Here is a 19,904-nt window from a genome sequence, read left to right on the forward strand (position 1 = left end):
TTTAATTTTTGCGAAGAAACAACTGGATTATATTATTTTTTTGATGTCTTCGTAGTTAAAGAATAGGCCACCTTCAGCAATAAAACGGTGGACAATTGCAACCTATTTGTGGCTAAGTCAGTGCAATGGCTAAAGACGTTGAATGTCTAGAAAGAAAGTGGGCTTTAATGCTCTTTTCAAACCATCTGTTATGAAAATGGATTTATAACATGCCTTAAGCACTTTCTACTATTAAGAAAAAAGGTTATTAGTGCGCTACAATATAGCTACTAATAACCTTTTTTATCGTTAATTATTCAATTTCAATTAATAAATCACCTGTTGAAATGGCATCTCCTGCACTTGCGTATACCTCTTTCACTATACCATCCTTTGGTGCCTGTACAGTTGTTTCCATTTTCATGGCTTCGGTAATTAACAAGTGGTCACCACGTTTGACAGGGCTGCCTTTAGATACAACGACTTTTAATACAGTCCCTGGCATTGTTGCCCCAATTTGGTTCGGATTGCTTGGGTCTGCCTTGAGAGCTATGCTGCCATCCACTTCTACCGTCATATCTTGAATGACAAGCTCGCGCGATTGACCATTTAATTCAAAGTAAATAACACGTGTACCATCATGCTGTGGTTCACCAATCGATACCAGTTTAATAATTAACGTTTTACCTTTTTCGATTTCTACTTCAATTTCTTCGCCTAGCTTTAAGCCATATAAAAACGTTGGCGTATCTAGCACTGAAATATTACCGAAGGACTCTAGCGTTTTCGCATACTCTTCAAATACTTTCGGGTAAAGTGCATAAGCGAGTATATCTTTCTTCGTAACAGGACGATTTAATTTATCCGCCAATACTTCCTCTAGCTGTTCAAAGTTAACAGGCTCTAACAGTTCACCTGGTCGAACAGTAATTGGTTCACGCTCTTTCAATACCACTTTCTGAAGTTCCGCTGGGAAGCCCCCATGTGGTTGCCCTAAATAACCTTGGAAAAATTCAATAACGGAATCAGGGAAATCAATCGTTCTCCCTCTCGTTATAACGGTTTCTTCATTTAATTCGTTTTGCACCATAAATAATGCCATATCACCGACTACTTTAGATGACGGTGTCACTTTCACAATGTCTCCAAATAATAGGTTGACACGTGAATACATGCGTTTTACTTCATCCCAGCGATCGCCTAATCCGACAGCCTTTGCTTGTTGTTGTAAGTTGCTGTATTGACCACCCGGCATCTCATGGACGTAAATTTCAGAATGAGGGCTAATCATGCCACTTTCGAAATCTTTATAGTATTTACGCACATCTTCCCAGTAATAAGAAAGCTTTTCAAGCGATTCAATCTCTGCACGAATTTCACGTTTACTACCTTTCATCGCATAATATAAAGAGTTAGCACTTGGCTGTGATGTTAAACCTGCCATTGCACCGAGTGCAGTATCTAAAATATCTACCCCTGCCTCGATTGCTTTTGCATATAAATAAATCCCATTGCCACTTGTATCATGCGTGTGCAAATGAATTGGTAGGCTTGTCGCCTCTTTAAGCTCCGATATTAAGCGGTAAGCAGCTTCCGGCTTTAACAACCCAGCCATATCCTTAATCGCTAAAATATGGGCTCCTGACGCCTCTAGCGACTTCGCCATATCTTTGTAATACTGCACGGAGTATTTTGCACGTCCGTCATCTAAAATATCACCTGTGTAGCAAATCGCAGCCTCTGCAATTTTCCCTGCATCTCTTGCTGCATCAATGGCAACTTCCATCCCTTTAATCCAGTTTAAGCTATCGAAAATACGGAAGACATCAATACCCGATGCAGCCGACTCAGCAATAAACGCACGAATTAAATTATCGGGATAGTTCGTGTAGCCTACAGCATTCGCCCCACGCAATAGCATTTGGAACAGCACATTCGGTATTTGCTCACGTAGCTTAGCTAAGCGTTCCCATGGATCTTCCTTTAAAAAACGATACGCTACATCAAACGTTGCGCCACCCCACATTTCTAACGAGAAGAAATTATGCATCATACGTGCTGTTTCATCTGCAATTTGATACATATCTTGTGAACGCACACGCGTAGCTAATAAGGATTGATGTGCATCACGGAACGTTGTATCTGTTAATAACACATCATCTTGTTGTAAAATCCACTGCACTAAACCGTTTGCACCTTGCTCATCTAAAATTTGCTTTGTACCCGATAACGGCCGCCCATTCAAATCCACAAGTGGCTTAATAGGCTGTGAGAAAATTGGCTTGGCCTTGTTTTCCACCCCTGGGAAACCATTTAGCGTCACATTACCGATATAACTTAACAGCTTTGTCCCGCGGTCTTGTCGCACAGGGAAATTGAATAATTCAGGCGTTGTATCAATAAAGCTCGTGTCAAACGAACCTTCTAAGAAATTTTTATGCGTTACTACATTATTTAAAAATGGAATATTCGTTTTTACCCCGCGAATACGGAATTCTTTTAAGTTACGGTCCATTTTCGCAGCCGCTTCTTTAAAAGTCATACCTGATGTTGAAATTTTCACAAGCAATGAATCATAATACGGTGTAACAACGGCACCTTGGAATCCGTTCCCTGCATCTAAACGAACGCCAAAGCCACCACTTGAACGATATACCATTAACTTCCCTGTATCTGGCATAAAATCATTCGCTGAATCTTCAGTTGTTACACGTGCTTGAATCGCATAACCAATCATCGGAATATTCGCTTGTTCCGGTATGTGTATTTCTTCACTATGCAAGCTGTAGCCTGCCGCTACCTTAATTTGCGCATGTACGATATCAATGCCTGTAATCATTTCCGTAATTGTATGCTCTACTTGAATTCGAGGGTTTACCTCGATGAAATAAAAGTCATCGCCCGCAACTAAAAATTCAACTGTCCCTGCATTTATGTACGAGACATTTTTCATTATTTGAACTGCTGCATCACAAATTCTATTTCTTAAATTTTCTGAAATCGAATTCGATGGCGCAATCTCTACAACTTTTTGATGGCGACGTTGAATCGAACAATCACGCTCATATAAATGCACAATATTGCCCATTTTATCGCCTATAATTTGAACTTCAATATGTTTTGGGTGAAGTATGCATTTTTCTACATACACTTCATCAGACCCAAAGGCTGCTTTTGCCTCTGATTTGGCACGTTCATAAGCAGATGCTACATCGTCCTTTGTTTGCACGACACGCATGCCGCGCCCACCGCCACCTAAAGAAGCTTTAATCATAAGCGGGTATCCGTATTGTTCACCAAAAGCTTGTACTTCTTCTACTGAAGCAACTGGACCATCAGTACCCGGAATAACAGGAATATCTGCGTTAATAGCTTGTTCACGCGCTTTTACCTTATCGCCAAACATATCTAAATGTTGTGAAGTTGGACCAATAAATAAAATGCCCTCTTCCTCACAACGACGTGCAAATTCCACGTTTTCTGATAAAAAACCATACCCTGGATGAATCGCATCAACGCCTGCATCCTTAGCGATTGCAATGATGCCTTCAATATCTAAATACGCATCGATTGGTTTCTTGCCTGCCCCTACTAAATAAGCTTCATCCGCTTTAAAGCGATGGAATGCTCCACTATCCTCACGTGAATAAATAGCGACTGTGTGAATGTTGAGCTCCGTACACGCACGGAAAATTCGAATTGCAATTTCTCCCCGATTGGCTACAAGGATTTTGTTGATTGATTCCATAGGTATCCCCCTTATGTTTGTGATTTCCTTCTTTCTACCTTTTCGAACATGGAAACATTAATCAATATCCCCATAGCTAAAGATAGCAAAATTATAGATGTCCCGCCGTAACTAATGAAAGGCAGCGTGACACCGGTTAACGGGATTAACCCGGTTACACCCCCAAGATTAATAAACGATTGCCAGGCAATCCAGCTCGCAATCCCAGCAGCAATCATACGTGCTAGTGGATCTTTTGTTCGCAATGCAATGGAAAAACCTTTATATACAATAAATCCTAAACCACCTAAGACGATTAGAACTCCCCAAACACCAAGTTCCTCCATTACAATCGCCATAATAAAATCGGTTTGTGGCTCAGGCAAATAACCTAATTTTTGAATAGATTGACCGAGTCCTCTACCTTCTAGACCGCCACCGCCAATTGCATAATAACTATTGACAACTTGGTGACCTACTCCATTTTCAAATTCAAATGGATTAAAATAAGATTCGATACGTCCTTTACGGTTCCCTTTTAATAATTCACCTTTAAATAGCCAGAGCATGCCTAGAATAGCTGTACCAAATGCACCTAACACACCAAAAAACTTCCAAAACGTTTTAAAAGGAATACCACTTGCTGCGACCACAGATACAGCGATACCGCATAAAATAATAACTGCCCCTAAATCTGTTTCAAAGGCTACACCAGCTACAACTAGTATCCAAAGGAAAATTGGATAAAAAATCTCTGTTGGCTGAAGCTTTTCAAATGTATACTTTTGAGATTTCCGATAAAATGCTGCTGCAAAATATAAAATTATAAATAGTTTCGCATATTCGGAAGGCTGGAAATTCCCCAATCCTGGTACACTGATCCAACTTTGAGAGCCTACTTCCTCTGCCCCATTACCAGCTACTTTTACCCAAGTAAAGAGCACAATTAACACAATCGTCAGTAACAACATAATATTCTTATTTGCATAATGCTTATAAGGGAAAAATGCTGCGGCCACAAATCCTAAAGACGCGACTGCTAAGTTAATAAGTTGTTTTTGATAAAAATAATCAGGTGCTTGTTCTTTGTGAACGATTGCCACCATCATACTTGAGCTATAAATCATTACTAAGCCAAATAAACTTAACAACAAAACCGTAAAAAATAATGGGTAATCAAAATTTTGAGCATATCGTTTTAAGTATTGTTTCATTGGAAAACCTCGTTCTAGAAAAAAAACTCAAATCGCAAGCAGCGTTTGAGTTTTTTCTTTTTATTTGTCTGTATACGCGTCATGTAGTACAGAAAGTTCCTTCTCGAGTGAATCGAGAATGGCCTTGCCTTTTTCGCGTTCAATAAGTCCAAGCTTCACAGCAAAGTCAATTTCACGTGAAAGGCCGAACATTTGTGTATCTAATACTTCTTCATATAAAGGGCATTGTGGCATCGTTAAATGATCCATTTGTACTCGAATGAGGCGAGCAATTTTATCTGCATCAGCAACTAAAAGCTCCAAAGCCTTCTCTTGAAAGGAAGTTTGTGATTTCGTATCCATGAGGACGCCCCCATTATCTGATATTTCTTCGATTCTATCTTAATAAAGTTTATCTTTTAGTCGCTAAAAATGCAAGTGTCTTCGTCGGAAAATAAACAATCCGAATTATATTTCTTTATTATCTCCTTGCATTAGCGTTATACTAATTCATGGATATACAAGATTTGAGGAGGATTTCTATTATGGAAACAATTATTCCTATTAAGGGTGCAGTTTCGTATCAACTAACATTAGATCCAACGGTTTGGATTTTTGACGATCGTAAATTAGACTTAAATACGTACTTCCAGGCAAGTGCAGTAGAGGAAGATGCGGATACAAAATATATGCGCGAAGTCGGTGCTCACTGGTCACGTGAAATCATGGAAGGTGCTACTTTCCCACCAACATTAAAATCAGAACGAAAATTCGACCGCAAAGGGATGGAAACGGGCACTTTCGGTATCGAATTAAGTCACTTCTTGAAAAATGCTGAAGTTAAACCCGAAGCGACAACAATCGTCATTGAATGCAAAAACGGGGAAGAACATGCATTTACAATTGAAGAAGCACAGACATTAATTTTTAAATACAGTCAGGATGGCAAACCTTTAACCGAAGATGGACCCGTTCATGTATTATTTGGAGACGGCTCCAATGTAGACAGCCCTATTAAAAATGTGTTAGCCATTCGTGCGGAATAGGGAGGGAATGCGATGCGCGTAAAATGTGTCATTTGCGATACTATTAACCAGTTAGATGATGATTTACCGTTAGCAAAAAAACTGCGTAATCGTCCGATTCATACGTATATGTGCGACACATGCCATGATCGAATTAAGGAAAATACGGTGGCACGTATTGAAACGGGAAATTTCCGCTTTTACCGTACCTCACCACAAATGGACAAAGAATTTTAAGTGCCAGGCACTCATACAATTTAAAAAGCGCTCGCTCTAGCAGATTTAACAGTACAAAACGCAAAACCCTATTCATACAGGTTTTGCGTTTTTTACTTAGCCATTATTTTTGATAATCACTTTTTCCAGCAATTCGACAACTTGATACATAATTGTCGCGAAGAAAGCGATAATGAGCAGTGACATAAGGACAAGATTAAAGTTAAATACTTGGAAGCCATAAATAATTAAATAACCAAGCCCCTTTGAAGCAACTAAAAACTCACCAACAATCACACCAACCCATGACAAACCAACATTCACTTTCAAAGTCGAAATAATAGTTGGAAAAGAAGCAGGCAAAATCACCTCTTTGAAAGTTTGCCAACGAGTTGCACCAAAAGTTTGTAACACTTTACTGTAATTGGGATCCACACCTTTAAAAGCGGTGTACACAACAATGGTAGTAATGATGATAGATATCAGAGCACCCATTGCAATAATCGAAAAATAACCTGGTCCAAGTGCAACGATTAAAATCGGCCCTAACGCCACTTTTGGCATAGCATTTAATATTACTAAATACGGATCTAAAATTTTGGATAACATCGGAGACCACCAGAGGACAGTTGCAATCAAGGTCCCTAATAATGTTCCAGCAATAAAGCCGATAATCGTCTCCATTAACGTCACACCAACATGTAATGTGAGTGTGCCGTCGCTTACTTTTTCAATAAACGTTTGCCATACATAGGTTGGTGAGCTAAAGATTAAACGGTCAATCCATTCAAGCCTCGAGAGCAGCTCCCACCCCCCAAAAAAGACCAGTAAAATAATGATTTGATATAGACGAACGAAGCGCTTTTCCTTCTTTAGCAATTGTTGATATTGTTTAAACAATGTATTATCCAAGACTCTCCAGCTCCTTCCAAATCGTTTGGAATACATCTGAATAAGCTGGATGTTGCCTTACATCGAACGGAGATAATTGTTGTAACTCAGAAGGTATTTCAAACACTTTGTGTAACATGCCTGGATTAGCCGAGAAAAGAAATACCCTTTCACTCATAGCGATTGCCTCACCAATATCATGTGTGACAAGAATCGCCGTTTTCTGATAGGTCTTTAATGTTTCGACAACTAAATCTTCAAGCTTTAACTTAGATTGATAATCGAGCGCTGAAAATGGTTCATCTAGCAATAATATTTTCGGATTAACCGCTAAAGTCCTTGCAAGTGCTACGCGTTGACGCATTCCTCCGGATAACTCTCTCGGATAATAACTTCCGACATGTGGCAAACCAATTTCATGTAAGAGCGCATTGGCCGTTACTTTATGCGTTTTATTATCCCGCTGCATGATTTTTAAACCAATGGTGACATTGTCCTCAATCGTTTTCCACGGGAATAGATAATCTTGTTGAAGCATGTAGCCGATAAGTGCCTGATTATGTGGCGCAATAATTTCGCCATCAATAAAAACCTTGCCTTCCGTTGCAGGAAATAACCCAGCAATAATAGACAAGAGTGTCGTTTTTCCACAGCCACTTGGCCCTATAAAAGAAACAAACTCCCCTTCACGAATATCTAGATTAATATCTTTTAAAACTTCCTTTGCCTGCGTACTAGAAAAATAACTATGGTGAATATGATCTAGTTTTAAAAATTCCATTTACTCTGCAGCCTTTTTTGCAAACTTTGTATTCACAAGCTCTTCATATTTTACTCGTTGAGGAAGTTCACCTGCTTCCTCCATAATTGTTTGTAAGTTATCCCACTCTTCTTCATCCAAAATTGGATCTGTTGCATAAGAGCCTTGTGATTTATAACGTTCGACCACCGTCTCAATTAACGCTACATCAACATTTTCAAAATACGGCTGAATTATTTTTGCCACTTCTGCCGCACTTTTCTCTTGTACAAAATCTTGTGCTCGCTTTAGCGCATTAGTAAATCCTTGCACTGTTTTAGCATCATCCTTTAAGTAGCTACTTTTTGCCATAAAGGACGTGTATGGTAAATGGCCTGATTCCGTGCCAAATGAAGCAACAATATAACCTTTCCCTTCTTTTTCAAACACACTCGCTGTCGGTTCAAACAACTGAACATAATCTCCTGTTCCTGAAGCAAAGGCTGTAGCGATATTGGCAAAATCAATATTTTGAATAAGTGTTACATCTTTTGTAGGATCAATGCCATGCTTTTTCAAGACAAACTCCCCAGCCATTTGTGGCATTCCACCTTTACGTTGCCCTAAAAATGTTGATCCTTTTACATCTTCCCATGAAAAATTATCCATCTTTTCACGGGCTACTAAAAATGTACCATCTGTTTGTGTTAATTGTGCAAAGTTTTGAATCGGATCGTTCGCACCTTGAGCTGTTACATAAATGGATGTTTCTGAGCCAACTAAGGCAATATCGATGCCATCTGAAAGTAACGCTGTCATCGTTTTATCGCCACCGGCAATCGTTTGTAGCTCAACAGAAAGTCCTTCCTCTTCAAAAAAACCTTTTTCAAGCGCTACATATTGCGGAGCATAGAAAATCGAGCGCGTCACTTCTCCGACCTTTACTTTTTCTAGCTCCGCTTTATTACACGCTGCCAATGAAAGGAGCAACAAAGCAATACTACTAAATAACAAACCTTTTTTAAGCCAACGCATTCCATTTCCTCCTTGATTGATAAATAGCCTATCGAGACTAACTTATTCACGTTAGAAGATTTAGGTGCCAACCATTTTGTCATATGTCATTCAATTGATTGAACATAGATGCACAGCTATTCTTACATAGGTAGATTGCCTAAGACGTAAAAATTTTCTCTATCAAAGAAAAAAAGCCCTAGCAAATAAATGCTAAGACTTTTTTTATGCCCTTAAAACTTAAGGTAAGTTTTATGGTAAAGGAGCCAAGCTACTATCATTGATTGGCAGCTTGTTGCTCTTCTCTTTTTTCTCGCCACATACGTGTTTTGTATACAATCAAAATTAACGCCGCTACGATGAGGCCTTCAATCATAGGTAGGAATAACGCGAAAAATGTCAACATAATACACCCCAAAAATAGGAACACATAAATGACAATATTTTGAGATAGCTTTAACTTTTTTGCAAAGCCTAATTTATAGACAATTGCAGAAAGTACAAAGACAAGAAGAAATACAACATAGCCTGCAACTTCATAGCTTGGTAAATTTTCATATAGAAATCTTGTAATACCAGCCATTCTCCCATAAACCTTTGTTGTTTCCTCTGCATTTGTTGATGCAGCAACTTGAATAACATTTAGTTCACCCAATAAAGCGGACTTTATATCCAAGACTCCCTCTCCCTTTCATATCAGCGGAAAATTATTGTTCAGCGTTTTTTAATTTTTTCGCTGCTTTCTCACGTTCGTTTTTATCTAGAATTTTTTTACGAAGGCGAATTGATTCAGGTGTGATTTCTAAGTACTCATCATCCCCTAAGTATTCAAGCGCTTCTTCTAGAGATAAAATACGTGGTTTTTTAATAACATTCGTTTGGTCTTTATTTGCTGAACGGATGTTTGTTTTTTGTTTCATTTTTGTAATATTTACAGTGATATCAGCGTCACGAGTATTTTCGCCAACAATCATACCTTCGTAAATATCTGTACCTGGCTCCAAGAATAGTGTACCACGGTCTTCAATCTGCATCATACCATAAGTTGTTGATTTACCAGTTTCCATTGAAACGAGTACACCTTGGTGACGACCACCAATTTTCCCTGGTAATAATGGTTGGTAGCAATCAAACGTATGGTTGATAATACCGAAACCTTTTGTCATCGACATAAATTCAGTTGTATAACCAATTAATCCACGAGCTGGTACTAAGAACGTTAAACGCACTTGACCACTGCCGTTGTTCACCATATCAAGCATTTCACCTTTACGAGTACCAATAGATTCAATAATAGAACCAACATTTTCTTCAGGTACATCGATTTGAACACGTTCGAATGGTTCACATTTAACACCATCGATTTCACGCACGATTACTTGTGGTTTTGATACTTGTAATTCAAAACCTTCACGACGCATATTTTCAATCAGGATTGATAGGTGAAGCTCACCACGACCTGAAACTGTCCAAGCATCTGGAGAATCAGTATCTTCAACGCGTAAAGATACGTCTGTTTGTAATTGAGCACGTAAACGCTCTTCTACTTTACGAGAAGTAACCCATTTCCCTTCACGACCTGCAAATGGAGAATTGTTTACTAAGAAAGTCATTTGTAAAGTTGGCTCATCGATACGTAAAGGCGTAAGCGCTTCTTGATGTTCAACAGGGCAAACTGTTTCTCCTACGTTGATATCTTCCATACCAGAAACGGCGATTAAGTCACCAGCTTTTGCTGTCTCAACTTCTTCACGTTTTAAGCCGAAGAAACCAAAGATTTTTGTTACACGGAAGTTTTTCACTGTACCGTCTAATTTCATCAAAGCAACTTGTTGACCTACTGAAATTGTTCCACGGAATACGCGACCAATTCCGATACGTCCAACGAAGTCATTATAGTCAAGTAATGCTACTTGGAATTGTAATGGGTCTTCTGAGTTATCAACTGGTGCTGGGATAGCTTCAATAATTTTTTCAAATAGACATTTCATATTTTCTTCTTGTTTAGATGGATCAGCGTCTAAAGAAGCCGTACCATTTACACCTGAAGCATACACAACAGGGAAGTCTAATTGATCGTCATCTGCACCTAACTCGATGAATAACTCTAATACTTCATCTACTACTTCAAGTGGACGAGCTGAGTCTTTATCTACTTTGTTCACTACTACAATCGGTGTTAACTTTTGTTCTAACGCTTTTTTCAGTACGAAGCGTGTTTGCGGCATACAACCCTCATACGCATCGACAACTAGTAAAACGCCATCTACCATTTTTAAAATACGTTCTACCTCACCACCAAAGTCGGCGTGTCCAGGCGTATCAAGGATGTTGATACGAGTTCCGTTATAGTTGACAGCAGTATTTTTTGCTAATATTGTAATACCACGTTCACGTTCGATATCGTTAGAGTCCATTGCACGTTCTTCAACACGTTCGTTTGAACGGAATGTACCAGATTGTTTTAATAATTGGTCGACTAAGGTAGTTTTACCATGGTCAACGTGGGCGATAATTGCGATATTGCGAAGATCTTGACGTAAGTTTGTCATTATTCCACTCCATATTCTTTTTTCGAATGTTTAACTGTGATATTATAGCACAAGAAGGATGTAAATGTCCTTATTAGAATTTCTATCATTCTAAAAAAATATTTTTAATCACAAATTTACTATAAATTAGGGGGCTCGGTTATGAATCGTGGAAAAATCGTAATGGCCATTTATGCACTAGCAGCTGTGCTAGCAATGTGTTCTATCGGGTATTCAGTAGCAGCAAGTAATATTTGGGGAGTAATAGCAGGTATTGTAGCTACTTGTGTCATTTTTATGACAGCTTTTAAAATGAAGCGTAAACTTCGCGAACAAGGCTTACTTTAATGTTAGTATTTGCACTCTAACTACCTATATGTGTCTAAAAAGAGGCATTGTCCATAATAGACAACGCCTCTTTTTGGCTATATTTCACAACATATTTGTTTAATGTTTAGCTACTATCTCCTCAGCCTGCAAGCAAACAAGTGATGCTTTCATTAATAGTCTTTTGCCAAATAATCTAACGTTGCTTGACCTAAAACATTGGCGGCAATCCGCAATGAACGTTCATCAATATCGAATTTTGGATGATGGTGTGGATACACTTCTTGCCATGCTGGATTTTTTGCCCCAGTAAAGAAAAATGCCCCTGGTATTTCCTCTAAATAGTACGCAAAATCCTCACCACCCATCGTAGGGTCAACAAATTCAACCGCTTCGACATCTGCTACTTTTCTTGCTGACGCCATCACATGCTCTGTTTCTGCCGCATGATTCACCACTGGTGGGTAACCACGACGAAACTCATATTCATAGTCCGCTTTTGTTAAATAACAAGTTGCCTTTAATAGCTCTTCAATTTCACGCTCCAGTAAATCGCGCTCCTCCTCATGGAAGGTCCGGACAGTCCCCTTCATATAGACTTGGTCTGCAATGACATTAAAAGGGTTTAACGCCTCAATATGACCAACTGATACTACCGCAGGACGCAATGGATTAATACGACGTGCTACAAGTTGTTGTAAATTTGTAATAAATTGCGCTGCCAGCAAGATGGAATCCTTCGTATCGCTTGGATTTGAGCCATGACCACCCTTTCCTTTAATCTTAATGTAAATGCCATCAGCCGCAGCCATAAATGGTCCAATTGCTGTTTGCACCTTACCAAGTTCTGTTGGTGCCCATAAATGTGTGCCAAATATTACATCGACACCTTCTAAACAGCCATCAGCAATCATTGATTTCGCCCCACCTGGTGCAAGCTCCTCTGCATGTTGATGAATAAAGACAATTGTCCCCGCTAAGTTTTCTTTCATTTGATTTAATGCCTTCGCCAAAATTAATAATGAAGCTGTATGTCCATCATGACCACATGCATGCATGCGCCCTTTTATTTTTGATTGGAATGGCAGACCTGTTTCTTCTGTAATAGCTAAAGCATCAAAGTCTGCACGTAATGCCACTGTTTTCCCTGCCTTAGCACCAACTAACTTCGCTACAACACCGTTACCCCCAACACCTTCACGTACTTCATGCCCTAAAGCACGATGAAATGCAGCAATCGTTTTCGGTGTTTCAATTTCTTCAAAGGAAAGCTCGGGATTTTCATGAAAATGACGACGAAGTTGAATCATTTCCTCTTCATATCGTTTTAATAAATCAACTAACTGCTCTTGCTGTAATACTGCCATTAGTAACACCCCTTATTTTAAGTATATATAATCTCCAGGCCCTAGTGGTAAACCAAGTAGGAACCAAATGGCGAACAGTATAATCCAACCGATTGCAAAGAACACAGAGAATGGTAGTAACGCGGAAATTAGTGTCCCCATCCCGATATTTTTATCGTAGCGTTTGGCAAACGATAGCAAAATAGCAAAATACGGTAGCATTGGTGTAATTGGATTGGTAATAGAGTCTCCTACTCGATAGGCCATTTGCGTAACAGCAGGAGAATAGCCTAAGTAAAGGAACATTGGAACGAAAATTGGCGCAAGTAAAGCCCACTTCGCAGAAGCGCTGGCGATAAGTAAATTAACGAAAGCACATATTAAAACAAATCCTATCATCATTGGTAAACCTGTAAAATTTAATGCTTGTAAAAGTTCCGCTCCTTTAATGGCTAAAATAGCACCGATATTACTCCAGTTAAAAAAGGCAATCATTTGCGAAGCGGCAAATGCTAAAACAATAAATGGTGCCATATCCGCAATCGATTTAAAAATTTTCTCAGCCACTTCCTTGTCATTTTTCACTTCTTTTGCCGCAATGCCATAGGCAAGACCTGGTAAAAGGAAGAAGAATAACATAATCGGCACAATACCTGACATAAATGGTGAATTTAAAAAGCCCCCTGTTTCCGGATCACGTAAAAGACCGTTAGACGGAATGACCGTAAATGCAATAACTGCACTATAAATGACTGTCACCAGTCCTGCCCATCGTAAACCACGCTTTTCTAAAGCAGTTAGCGGTTCTAACATTTCAACCTTGCCTTCAAACTTACCAAAGCGAGGCTCAGTAAACTTTTTGGCAACCCACGTACCAATCCCAATTAGTAAAAATGTCGAAGCAATTAAAAAATAATAGTTCATCGTTGCTCGACCTGTGTAGCCAGAATCTGCAATCTGTGCTGATGATTCCGTAATTCCCAATAACAATACATCAAGTGAACTAATTAAAATATTGGCACTAAAGCCTCCAGCTACTGCGGCATATGTAATAATTAAACCTGCTAGTGGGTTTCGACCAATGCTCATAAAAATCATCGCTGCAATTGGCGGTAAAATAATGAACGCTGCATCGGCAGCTAGATTCCCCACTAAACCTGTGAAAATAATAAATGGCACGATTAATTTTGTCGGAGCTGACAGCACTAGCTTTTTCATTACGGCAGATATAAGCCCTGTTTGCTCGGCTAAACCAATACCAATCATTGTCACAATCACTAATCCCAAAGGAGCGAAGCCTGTAAATGTTGATACCATTTGCGTTAATATTAAAATAAGACCTTCTTGACTTAGCAGATTTTTTACTTGAATAACATCTTCAGTGCCTGGTTGAACTGCTGAAACACCAAACATCGATAATATCCATGATAAAACAAGCACAATACCTGCTAAAATAATAAATAGCGTGATGGGGTCTGGTAGTTTATTACCTGCCTTTTCAATGCTATCTAGCATTCTATCAATCCAAGATTTTTTTACTGTGTCTAAATTTTTTTGCATAAGCCCCTCTCCTTCTCTGTGTTATTCGACTTGTGCTATTCATCTTAATCCTCATTTAAGACATTGATAGCATGTGTCCTTAATACAAAGAAACCATATTTTTAGAATATTTTCAATATTTAATTTATAGTTAAGGAGCTTACTCTATGTATAAAATTAATGTTTTCACCGCTAAACTATCTCTCTCATGGGTAACGCAACTAGAGAAAATCAAGCCATCTTTTTGCCATTTCCATTACCATCCCTACACAGATTTTGAGCATTTAAATGCGCTGCTACAGCAACATTTACTAGCTGGAGATGGTGCACTTTTTAGCGGGCAAATCCCATACTTTTTTTCGCAAACATATTTTCCAAACACGGCTATCCCCATGCTCTATTTTGATATTTCAGAGCGAGATTTTTACCGTGTCTTAACGGAGTTATTTTATGACAATACAATTGCTATGAATCGGATTGCCATTGATTTTTGTTATGAAGAGAATGAATACCTCGGCATTCATGAATGGTCAATCGGTAGACAGCCCTATCTATTTAGTCAAACAATGAACGAGTTCGCAAGCAACGATATTGTTGAGAAGGCTGCTAATTGGCATATTCAGTTACATCGCGACAATAAAGTAGATTTAAGCTTTACGCGCATTGCAGAAATGCGCGAGCGATTGGCACAGCTAAATATACCGTTTATCGCGTTTCACCCATCACTCCATGCTATGCAATTAACATTGGATCAGTTGGTCAATCAGCTTCAGCTTCGACAACTTGAGCAAAATAAAGTAGTCGTTGTCCATATTTTAATTCCGATTGATAAATCCAATATCGATGAATTGGAATATCGACAAATTGCTTTATATAAAGCCATTTTAGATTTTAAGCAACGCTATGCAAGCACCTTTATCGTGCATCGCGAAGCTTCTTATATGGCCCTTATTACAACCTATCAGCAATTTTTAATCACAACCGATGATTATAGCCATTGTCAACTTGTAGATTTTTTAGATGATACATTACAATTTCCTGTAAAAATAGGTTGGGGTATCGGTAACTCTTTAACTGAAAGTCAGAAATACGCAAAAAGGGCTGCTACGCTCTGCTCTTCCAAGGAAACGCAAGGCTATATTATTGAACATGAAAAAGAAATTGGTCCGTTGCTAAACGGGACTTTATTGCAGTTTGATAACGAAAAACAACAGCTCTTACAAAAATTAAGCGTTACCCATGATCTTCCTTTATTACAATTGCAAAAAATCGAGGCTGTTATCGAAAGATTAGCAACAACTATCGTCAATGGCGAACTGCTAAGCAAGCATTTAGGCATTACTGTACGTTCTGCAAACCGCATTTTAAAACAACTGCATGAAAAAAATTTAGCTGTTGAATTACCTAGCACTACTTCCACCACTCGAGGACGTCCGAAAAAATACTATCAGCTCGATTTAAATTAGCGCATACAAAAAACTGTTTAGGAATCAACAGTCCTAAACAGTTTTTTAAAAGTTATACATCATAAGGGACAATATATTTTTCTAATAATTCATGATGAATAGAAGGATTTGCAATAATAAAAGTATCTTGATGTAGTAAATCTACAGTTCGTCCATGTAAATTGGTTGCAATAGCCCCAACTTCATTTGCAATAATTGTTCCGCCGGCAATGTCCCATGGGGATAGCCGCATCGATACATAAGCGTCTAATTTTCCACTAACAACAAAGGCAATTTCCATTGCTGCAGAGCCATAAGAACGCGTACCTCGAACTTTACGAATTAGGTCAATGACTTTTTCATGATGTATATGGCGATTGGGTGCAACCCAATGTGCATTAATGCCAATAACAGACTCTTCAATGGTCACTGGTTGTAACTTACGTAACGGTGACGCATTATACCAAGCACCCTGTCCAGCAATTGCATAAAATAAATCTTCGCGCATTACATCATATATGTAACCAAGTTTCCCTATACCATCAATAAATATTCCAATTGAAATCATAAAGTGGCGATGTTGCTTTACAAAATTCATCGTTCCATCAATCGGGTCGATAATCCATACAACGCCATCTAATGACTCCACTTTCTCCCCCATACCCTCTTCGCCTATAATATGATGGGTAGGATCAAAAGATTTAATTTTTTCTATAAAAAACAATTCTGTTTCACGGTCTATATTTGTAACAAGGTCATTCGCATTCGATTTTGTCTCGATCACTAAATTATACGAAAAGGCATTACGAATACGGTTTCCCGCTTCAACAATAATACTTTTTGCAAATTGATCAATCTGCTTTAAATCCATAAAAACCCACCCCTCGAATATAGAAAACATTTACGCCCGTCACACACAACTTGCTTATCTGTGGTATTCAAGCAATAAAACTACCGTAGCTACACACTTTAAACGTACTCTGGTTCTAGACAGTAAAATGGCCTACACACTCTCCACAATAAGAGTGAGCATCATGTACAATGTGACCCTTTAAGAGCTTTGCATGTGTAGCGTCAAATGAAGAAAGATGAAAACTCCATTATCTAACAATGGTATATTGTCTATTTTACCCTTTATAACAACAAAAATCACCTGCTGTCGGAATATTCAGCAAGTGATTTTCATATGGGGGTTAATTTTTTTTTACGCATAGGCGTGCAAACTTTCCAGCTCCATCTGTATTTCAGCTAGACGCTTTTTACTTTTTGCGATTGCACCTTCGTCTTTCTCATTCATCGCTAAGAAGAGTGAGGCTAGCTCATAATCTAATTCTAATTGTAAAATGCGTTCATATTGCTTTTCAATGTCAACTTTACGTATAATTTTTACGACTTGTTTCATAAAAGTCACGTCCCTTTTTTATTTTTTTCAAAACCTTATACGATTCGCTAAAGTTCTTGTTATAAGATTTTTTCCCATTTTTTTAATAAAATAAACCTTATAATCGAAAGGAGTTATTAAAAATGCCTACACTAAAATGGACTAATAAAGATTTTAATGTGTTTCAAATAAATGGTTTAGAACAAAGAATGGATGCCTTAAATTCTTGTGTACGACCAAAGTTCAATAAACTAGGAGAGAACTTCTCTGCTTTCTTTTCCAGTCATCTTGGAGAAGAATTTTACCCCCATGTTGCTAAACACGCCCGCAGAACGGTAAATCCACCAAATGATAGTTGGGTTGCCTTTGCTCCTTATAAAAGAGGCTATAAAGCATTGCCTCACTTTCAGATTGGTCTTTGGAGCACACATTTATTCATCGTCTTTGCTATTATTTATGAAGCACCGCAAAAAAATTTAATGGCACAACGTTTACTAGCCAACAAACCCTTGCTACAACAGCTTCCGAATGATTTTATTGTTTCTGGGGATCATATGTCACCAGAGGCAATTTCCATCGAAGACGCGAAAGAAGAAAAACTAGATGAATTGCTTATCCGTCTACGTGATGTTAAAAAAGGGGAATTTTTAGTTGGCCGTCATATTCCACGAGAAGACGCGATAAAATTGTCTGTTAGTCAATTCCAACAATTAGTAGAGGAAACATTCACTGCATTACTTCCAATTTATAAAATTATTCAAGAAAAATAAAATGGCCTATTCATTTTTGAAAATGTGGCATAAAAATCTTACAAGAAATTTATAAGGTTTAACAATTTTGGACGAGGTATTTATCCATTAACCGTTTCTGTAAATTGTAAGCTAAAGGACTGAAGCACTTTCTTTTGAGGTTGTTGAGGATTTTGCACAGCAAGAATTATCAATCACTTGTTGTGGCTAAAGTTTTTTCTATAGCCTTGAGCTATGTCAGTGTATATTATTGGAAAATCCAAAATCTGTGAACATTTTTAAAAAAATTGATATTGCTGTAGTTTATGCAGACAACTATAAATTAACACCATAATGCTAGTGAATTCTTAAGAAGAATTATTATTTTAACATATCATTATAAATAGTAAGCTAGCAAAATCCGCTTTGCTTTCAACGGGCACAAATATTCACAATCCATTATGTACATCTGTCCAGAAGGCAGGGCGGGTTTGTTTTTTTATAAAAAAAGCATGCTAGAGTATTCCCTAGCACACTATTTCCAAGCCAATGTTTAACGTCTTTGCTTTGGTACAACTTTGATTATCGTACCATCAACCGCTTCTTTTGCTTGCTTCACTACTGGATAGCTAACATATCCACTAGCATCTTCGAATTCACGGAAAATGGTTTTTTCCTCTGCTTGTGAAGGCACAATTTCTTTAAATCGACGATATTTTGCCAGCATCACTTCACGTTTAATGCCCTTTTCATACGCAAGTTCAATGCCTTCAAAAAATTTTACAACATCGACAATTTCTTCTGTTGACCAATCAATTGAAAACGGATAAGAATATTCCATTTGAACGTAACCACCTTTACATTAGTGTCCCCATTTTACCCGGATACTTTCCGCTTCTGCAACCATTCTTGTAATTAGCTCGTCCACCGTTGGGATATCATGGATCATGCCCGTCACTTGTCCTGCCCAACCAATACCAGCATCCTTTTCTCCATCGTAAATAAAACGTTTATTGGCACTGCCACTAATATAGTCTTTTAAAGCCTCATAAGTAGGCGTTTCACGCTCTATTTCTAAAATTTTTGCTGTGAAGTCACTCCGTAACGCGCGTGCAGGCGCCCCAATAGAGCGTTTAATCACCGTTGTATCTGCCTCAGAACTCGCGAGTAATGCGTCTTTATAGGCTTGCGAGGCATCCACACATTCCTTCGTCGCAATAAAGCGTGTGCCCATTTCAATGCCCTCTGCACCAAGTGCATGTGCGGCCATCCAACCCCGACCATCGCCAATGCCACCAGACGCAATCACAGGAATTTTTACACTATCGACCACTTGAGGTACGAGCACCATTGTCCCAACGTCATCACGCCCAAGATGGCCACCACCTTCTTGTCCAACAACCATCACTGCATCTGCCCCTAGTTCTTCAGCTTTCTGAGCCTGTCTACGGGCTGCAACAAGCACTAGCTTTTTAATGCCTGTTCCTGCAAGTAAATCAAAAATCGGTGCGGGATTACCGCCTGTCATTGTGACAACAGGTACATTTTCTTCAACAGCAACTCGCACCATATCTTCATAGCCTGTGCCATGCATTCCAATGGCAAAATTTACACCAAACGGCTTATCTGTTAATGTTCTTAGTTTTTGTATCTCTGCACGCAATAAGTCTGGGTCGCGTAAACTCATCGCCGTTATTTGCCCTAAACCGCCAGCATTTGACACAGCTGCTGCTAAATCAGCATATGCTAAATAGGCTAATCCCCCCTGGATTATTGGATATTTAATCTTTAATAGTTCGGTAATACGTGTCTCCCATTTCATC

Annotated in this window: 19 protein-coding genes; 5 read left to right on the top strand and 14 right to left on the bottom strand. The window is 38.6% G+C overall.

Annotated elements, in window-relative coordinates; translation table 11 throughout:
• Window positions 1-292: 292 nt before the first annotated feature.
• The 3 genes from pyc to LS41612_RS18590 are packed head-to-tail and all read right to left on the bottom strand — an operon-like array spanning window position 293 to window position 5,262.
• A complete protein-coding gene (gene pyc / locus LS41612_RS18580; RefSeq protein ID WP_024362179.1) occupies window positions 293-3,727 on the bottom strand; it encodes a pyruvate carboxylase in 3,435 nt (1,144 codons plus the stop codon).
• 11 nt (window positions 3,728-3,738) lie between these two features.
• Window positions 3,739-4,920: an FtsW/RodA/SpoVE family cell cycle protein gene (locus LS41612_RS18585; protein WP_024362180.1), complete on the bottom strand. Its 1,182-nt coding sequence runs from the start codon at window positions 4,918-4,920 to the stop codon at window positions 3,739-3,741.
• Between the two features lie 60 nt (window positions 4,921-4,980).
• Entirely contained in the window at window positions 4,981-5,262 is a 282-nt protein-coding gene (locus tag LS41612_RS18590; protein WP_024362181.1) for an Fpa/YlaN family protein, read from the bottom strand.
• Between the two features lie 182 nt (window positions 5,263-5,444).
• On the opposite strand from LS41612_RS18590, the gene LS41612_RS18595 reads away from it, so the two are divergent.
• Together LS41612_RS18595 and LS41612_RS18600 are read left to right on the top strand one after the other, a co-directional pair.
• Window positions 5,445-5,945, top strand: a complete 501-nt coding sequence (locus LS41612_RS18595) for a molybdopterin-binding protein (protein ID WP_024362182.1) — start codon at window positions 5,445-5,447, stop codon at window positions 5,943-5,945.
• Window positions 5,946-5,957: 12 nt separating this feature from the next.
• Window positions 5,958-6,161 carry a YlaI family protein gene (locus LS41612_RS18600; protein ID WP_024362183.1) on the top strand — a complete coding sequence of 68 codons (204 nt, stop codon included), beginning with the start codon at window positions 5,958-5,960 and terminating at the stop codon, window positions 6,159-6,161.
• Window positions 6,162-6,257: 96 nt separating this feature from the next.
• Here LS41612_RS18600 and LS41612_RS18605 read toward each other — a convergent pair whose 3' ends face one another.
• The 5 genes from LS41612_RS18605 to typA form a co-directional block, all read right to left on the bottom strand.
• Window positions 6,258-7,052, bottom strand: a complete 795-nt coding sequence (locus LS41612_RS18605) for an ABC transporter permease (protein ID WP_024362184.1) — start codon at window positions 7,050-7,052, stop codon at window positions 6,258-6,260.
• Window positions 7,045-7,812: an ABC transporter ATP-binding protein gene (locus LS41612_RS18610; RefSeq protein ID WP_024362185.1), complete on the bottom strand. Its 768-nt coding sequence runs from the start codon at window positions 7,810-7,812 to the stop codon at window positions 7,045-7,047. Before LS41612_RS18610 ends, LS41612_RS18605 begins: the two co-directional genes overlap by 8 nt.
• Window positions 7,813-8,805: an ABC transporter substrate-binding protein gene (locus LS41612_RS18615; RefSeq protein ID WP_024362186.1), complete on the bottom strand. Its 993-nt coding sequence runs from the start codon at window positions 8,803-8,805 to the stop codon at window positions 7,813-7,815.
• Window positions 8,806-9,061: 256 nt separating this feature from the next.
• Entirely contained in the window at window positions 9,062-9,460 is a 399-nt protein-coding gene (locus LS41612_RS18620; RefSeq protein WP_024362187.1) for a YlaH-like family protein, read from the bottom strand.
• A 31-nt stretch (window positions 9,461-9,491) separates the two neighbouring features.
• Window positions 9,492-11,336, bottom strand: coding sequence for a translational GTPase TypA (gene typA / locus LS41612_RS18625; RefSeq protein WP_024362188.1), 1,845 nt, complete (start codon window positions 11,334-11,336; stop codon window positions 9,492-9,494).
• 141 nt (window positions 11,337-11,477) lie between these two features.
• On the opposite strand from typA, the gene LS41612_RS18630 reads away from it, so the two are divergent.
• Complete coding sequence (locus tag LS41612_RS18630) at window positions 11,478-11,663, top strand: DUF5325 family protein (RefSeq protein WP_024362189.1); 186 nt, start codon at window positions 11,478-11,480, stop codon at window positions 11,661-11,663.
• Between the two features lie 152 nt (window positions 11,664-11,815).
• Here the strand turns inward: LS41612_RS18630 and LS41612_RS18635 are convergent, their stop codons facing one another.
• Both LS41612_RS18635 and LS41612_RS18640 read right to left on the bottom strand, forming a co-directional pair.
• Window positions 11,816-13,009, bottom strand: a complete 1,194-nt coding sequence (locus LS41612_RS18635) for a M20 metallopeptidase family protein (protein WP_024362190.1) — start codon at window positions 13,007-13,009, stop codon at window positions 11,816-11,818.
• A 12-nt stretch (window positions 13,010-13,021) separates the two neighbouring features.
• Window positions 13,022-14,548 (bottom strand): AbgT family transporter, encoded by a 1,527-nt coding sequence (locus LS41612_RS18640; protein WP_024362191.1) that lies wholly within the window; start codon window positions 14,546-14,548, stop codon window positions 13,022-13,024.
• Between the two features lie 146 nt (window positions 14,549-14,694).
• Here LS41612_RS18640 and LS41612_RS18645 point away from each other — a divergent pair, with 146 nt between their 5' ends.
• Window positions 14,695-15,993 (top strand): hypothetical protein, encoded by a 1,299-nt coding sequence (locus LS41612_RS18645; RefSeq protein WP_024362192.1) that lies wholly within the window; start codon window positions 14,695-14,697, stop codon window positions 15,991-15,993.
• A 52-nt stretch (window positions 15,994-16,045) separates the two neighbouring features.
• Here LS41612_RS18645 and LS41612_RS18650 read toward each other — a convergent pair whose 3' ends face one another.
• Window positions 16,046-16,843, bottom strand: a complete 798-nt coding sequence (locus tag LS41612_RS18650) for an inositol monophosphatase family protein (protein ID WP_024362193.1) — start codon at window positions 16,841-16,843, stop codon at window positions 16,046-16,048.
• Between the two features lie 333 nt (window positions 16,844-17,176).
• A complete protein-coding gene (locus tag LS41612_RS18655; RefSeq protein ID WP_024362194.1) occupies window positions 17,177-17,374 on the bottom strand; it encodes a YkzI domain-containing protein in 198 nt (65 codons plus the stop codon).
• 122 nt (window positions 17,375-17,496) lie between these two features.
• On the opposite strand from LS41612_RS18655, the gene LS41612_RS18660 reads away from it, so the two are divergent.
• Window positions 17,497-18,123, top strand: a complete 627-nt coding sequence (locus tag LS41612_RS18660; RefSeq protein WP_024362195.1) for a YktB family protein — start codon at window positions 17,497-17,499, stop codon at window positions 18,121-18,123.
• A 511-nt stretch (window positions 18,124-18,634) separates the two neighbouring features.
• Here LS41612_RS18660 and LS41612_RS18665 read toward each other — a convergent pair.
• Both LS41612_RS18665 and LS41612_RS18670 read right to left on the bottom strand, forming a co-directional pair.
• On the bottom strand, window positions 18,635-18,922 hold the full coding sequence (locus LS41612_RS18665) for a UPF0223 family protein (RefSeq protein WP_024362196.1): 288 nt from the start codon (window positions 18,920-18,922) through the stop codon (window positions 18,635-18,637).
• 21 nt (window positions 18,923-18,943) lie between these two features.
• Window positions 18,944-19,903, bottom strand: a complete 960-nt coding sequence (locus tag LS41612_RS18670) for an NAD(P)H-dependent flavin oxidoreductase (protein WP_024362197.1) — start codon at window positions 19,901-19,903, stop codon at window positions 18,944-18,946.
• Window position 19,904 lies beyond the last annotated feature (1 nt).

Source organism: Lysinibacillus sphaericus (genome assembly GCF_002982115.1).
Lineage (GTDB): Bacteria > Bacillota > Bacilli > Bacillales_A > Planococcaceae > Lysinibacillus > Lysinibacillus sphaericus.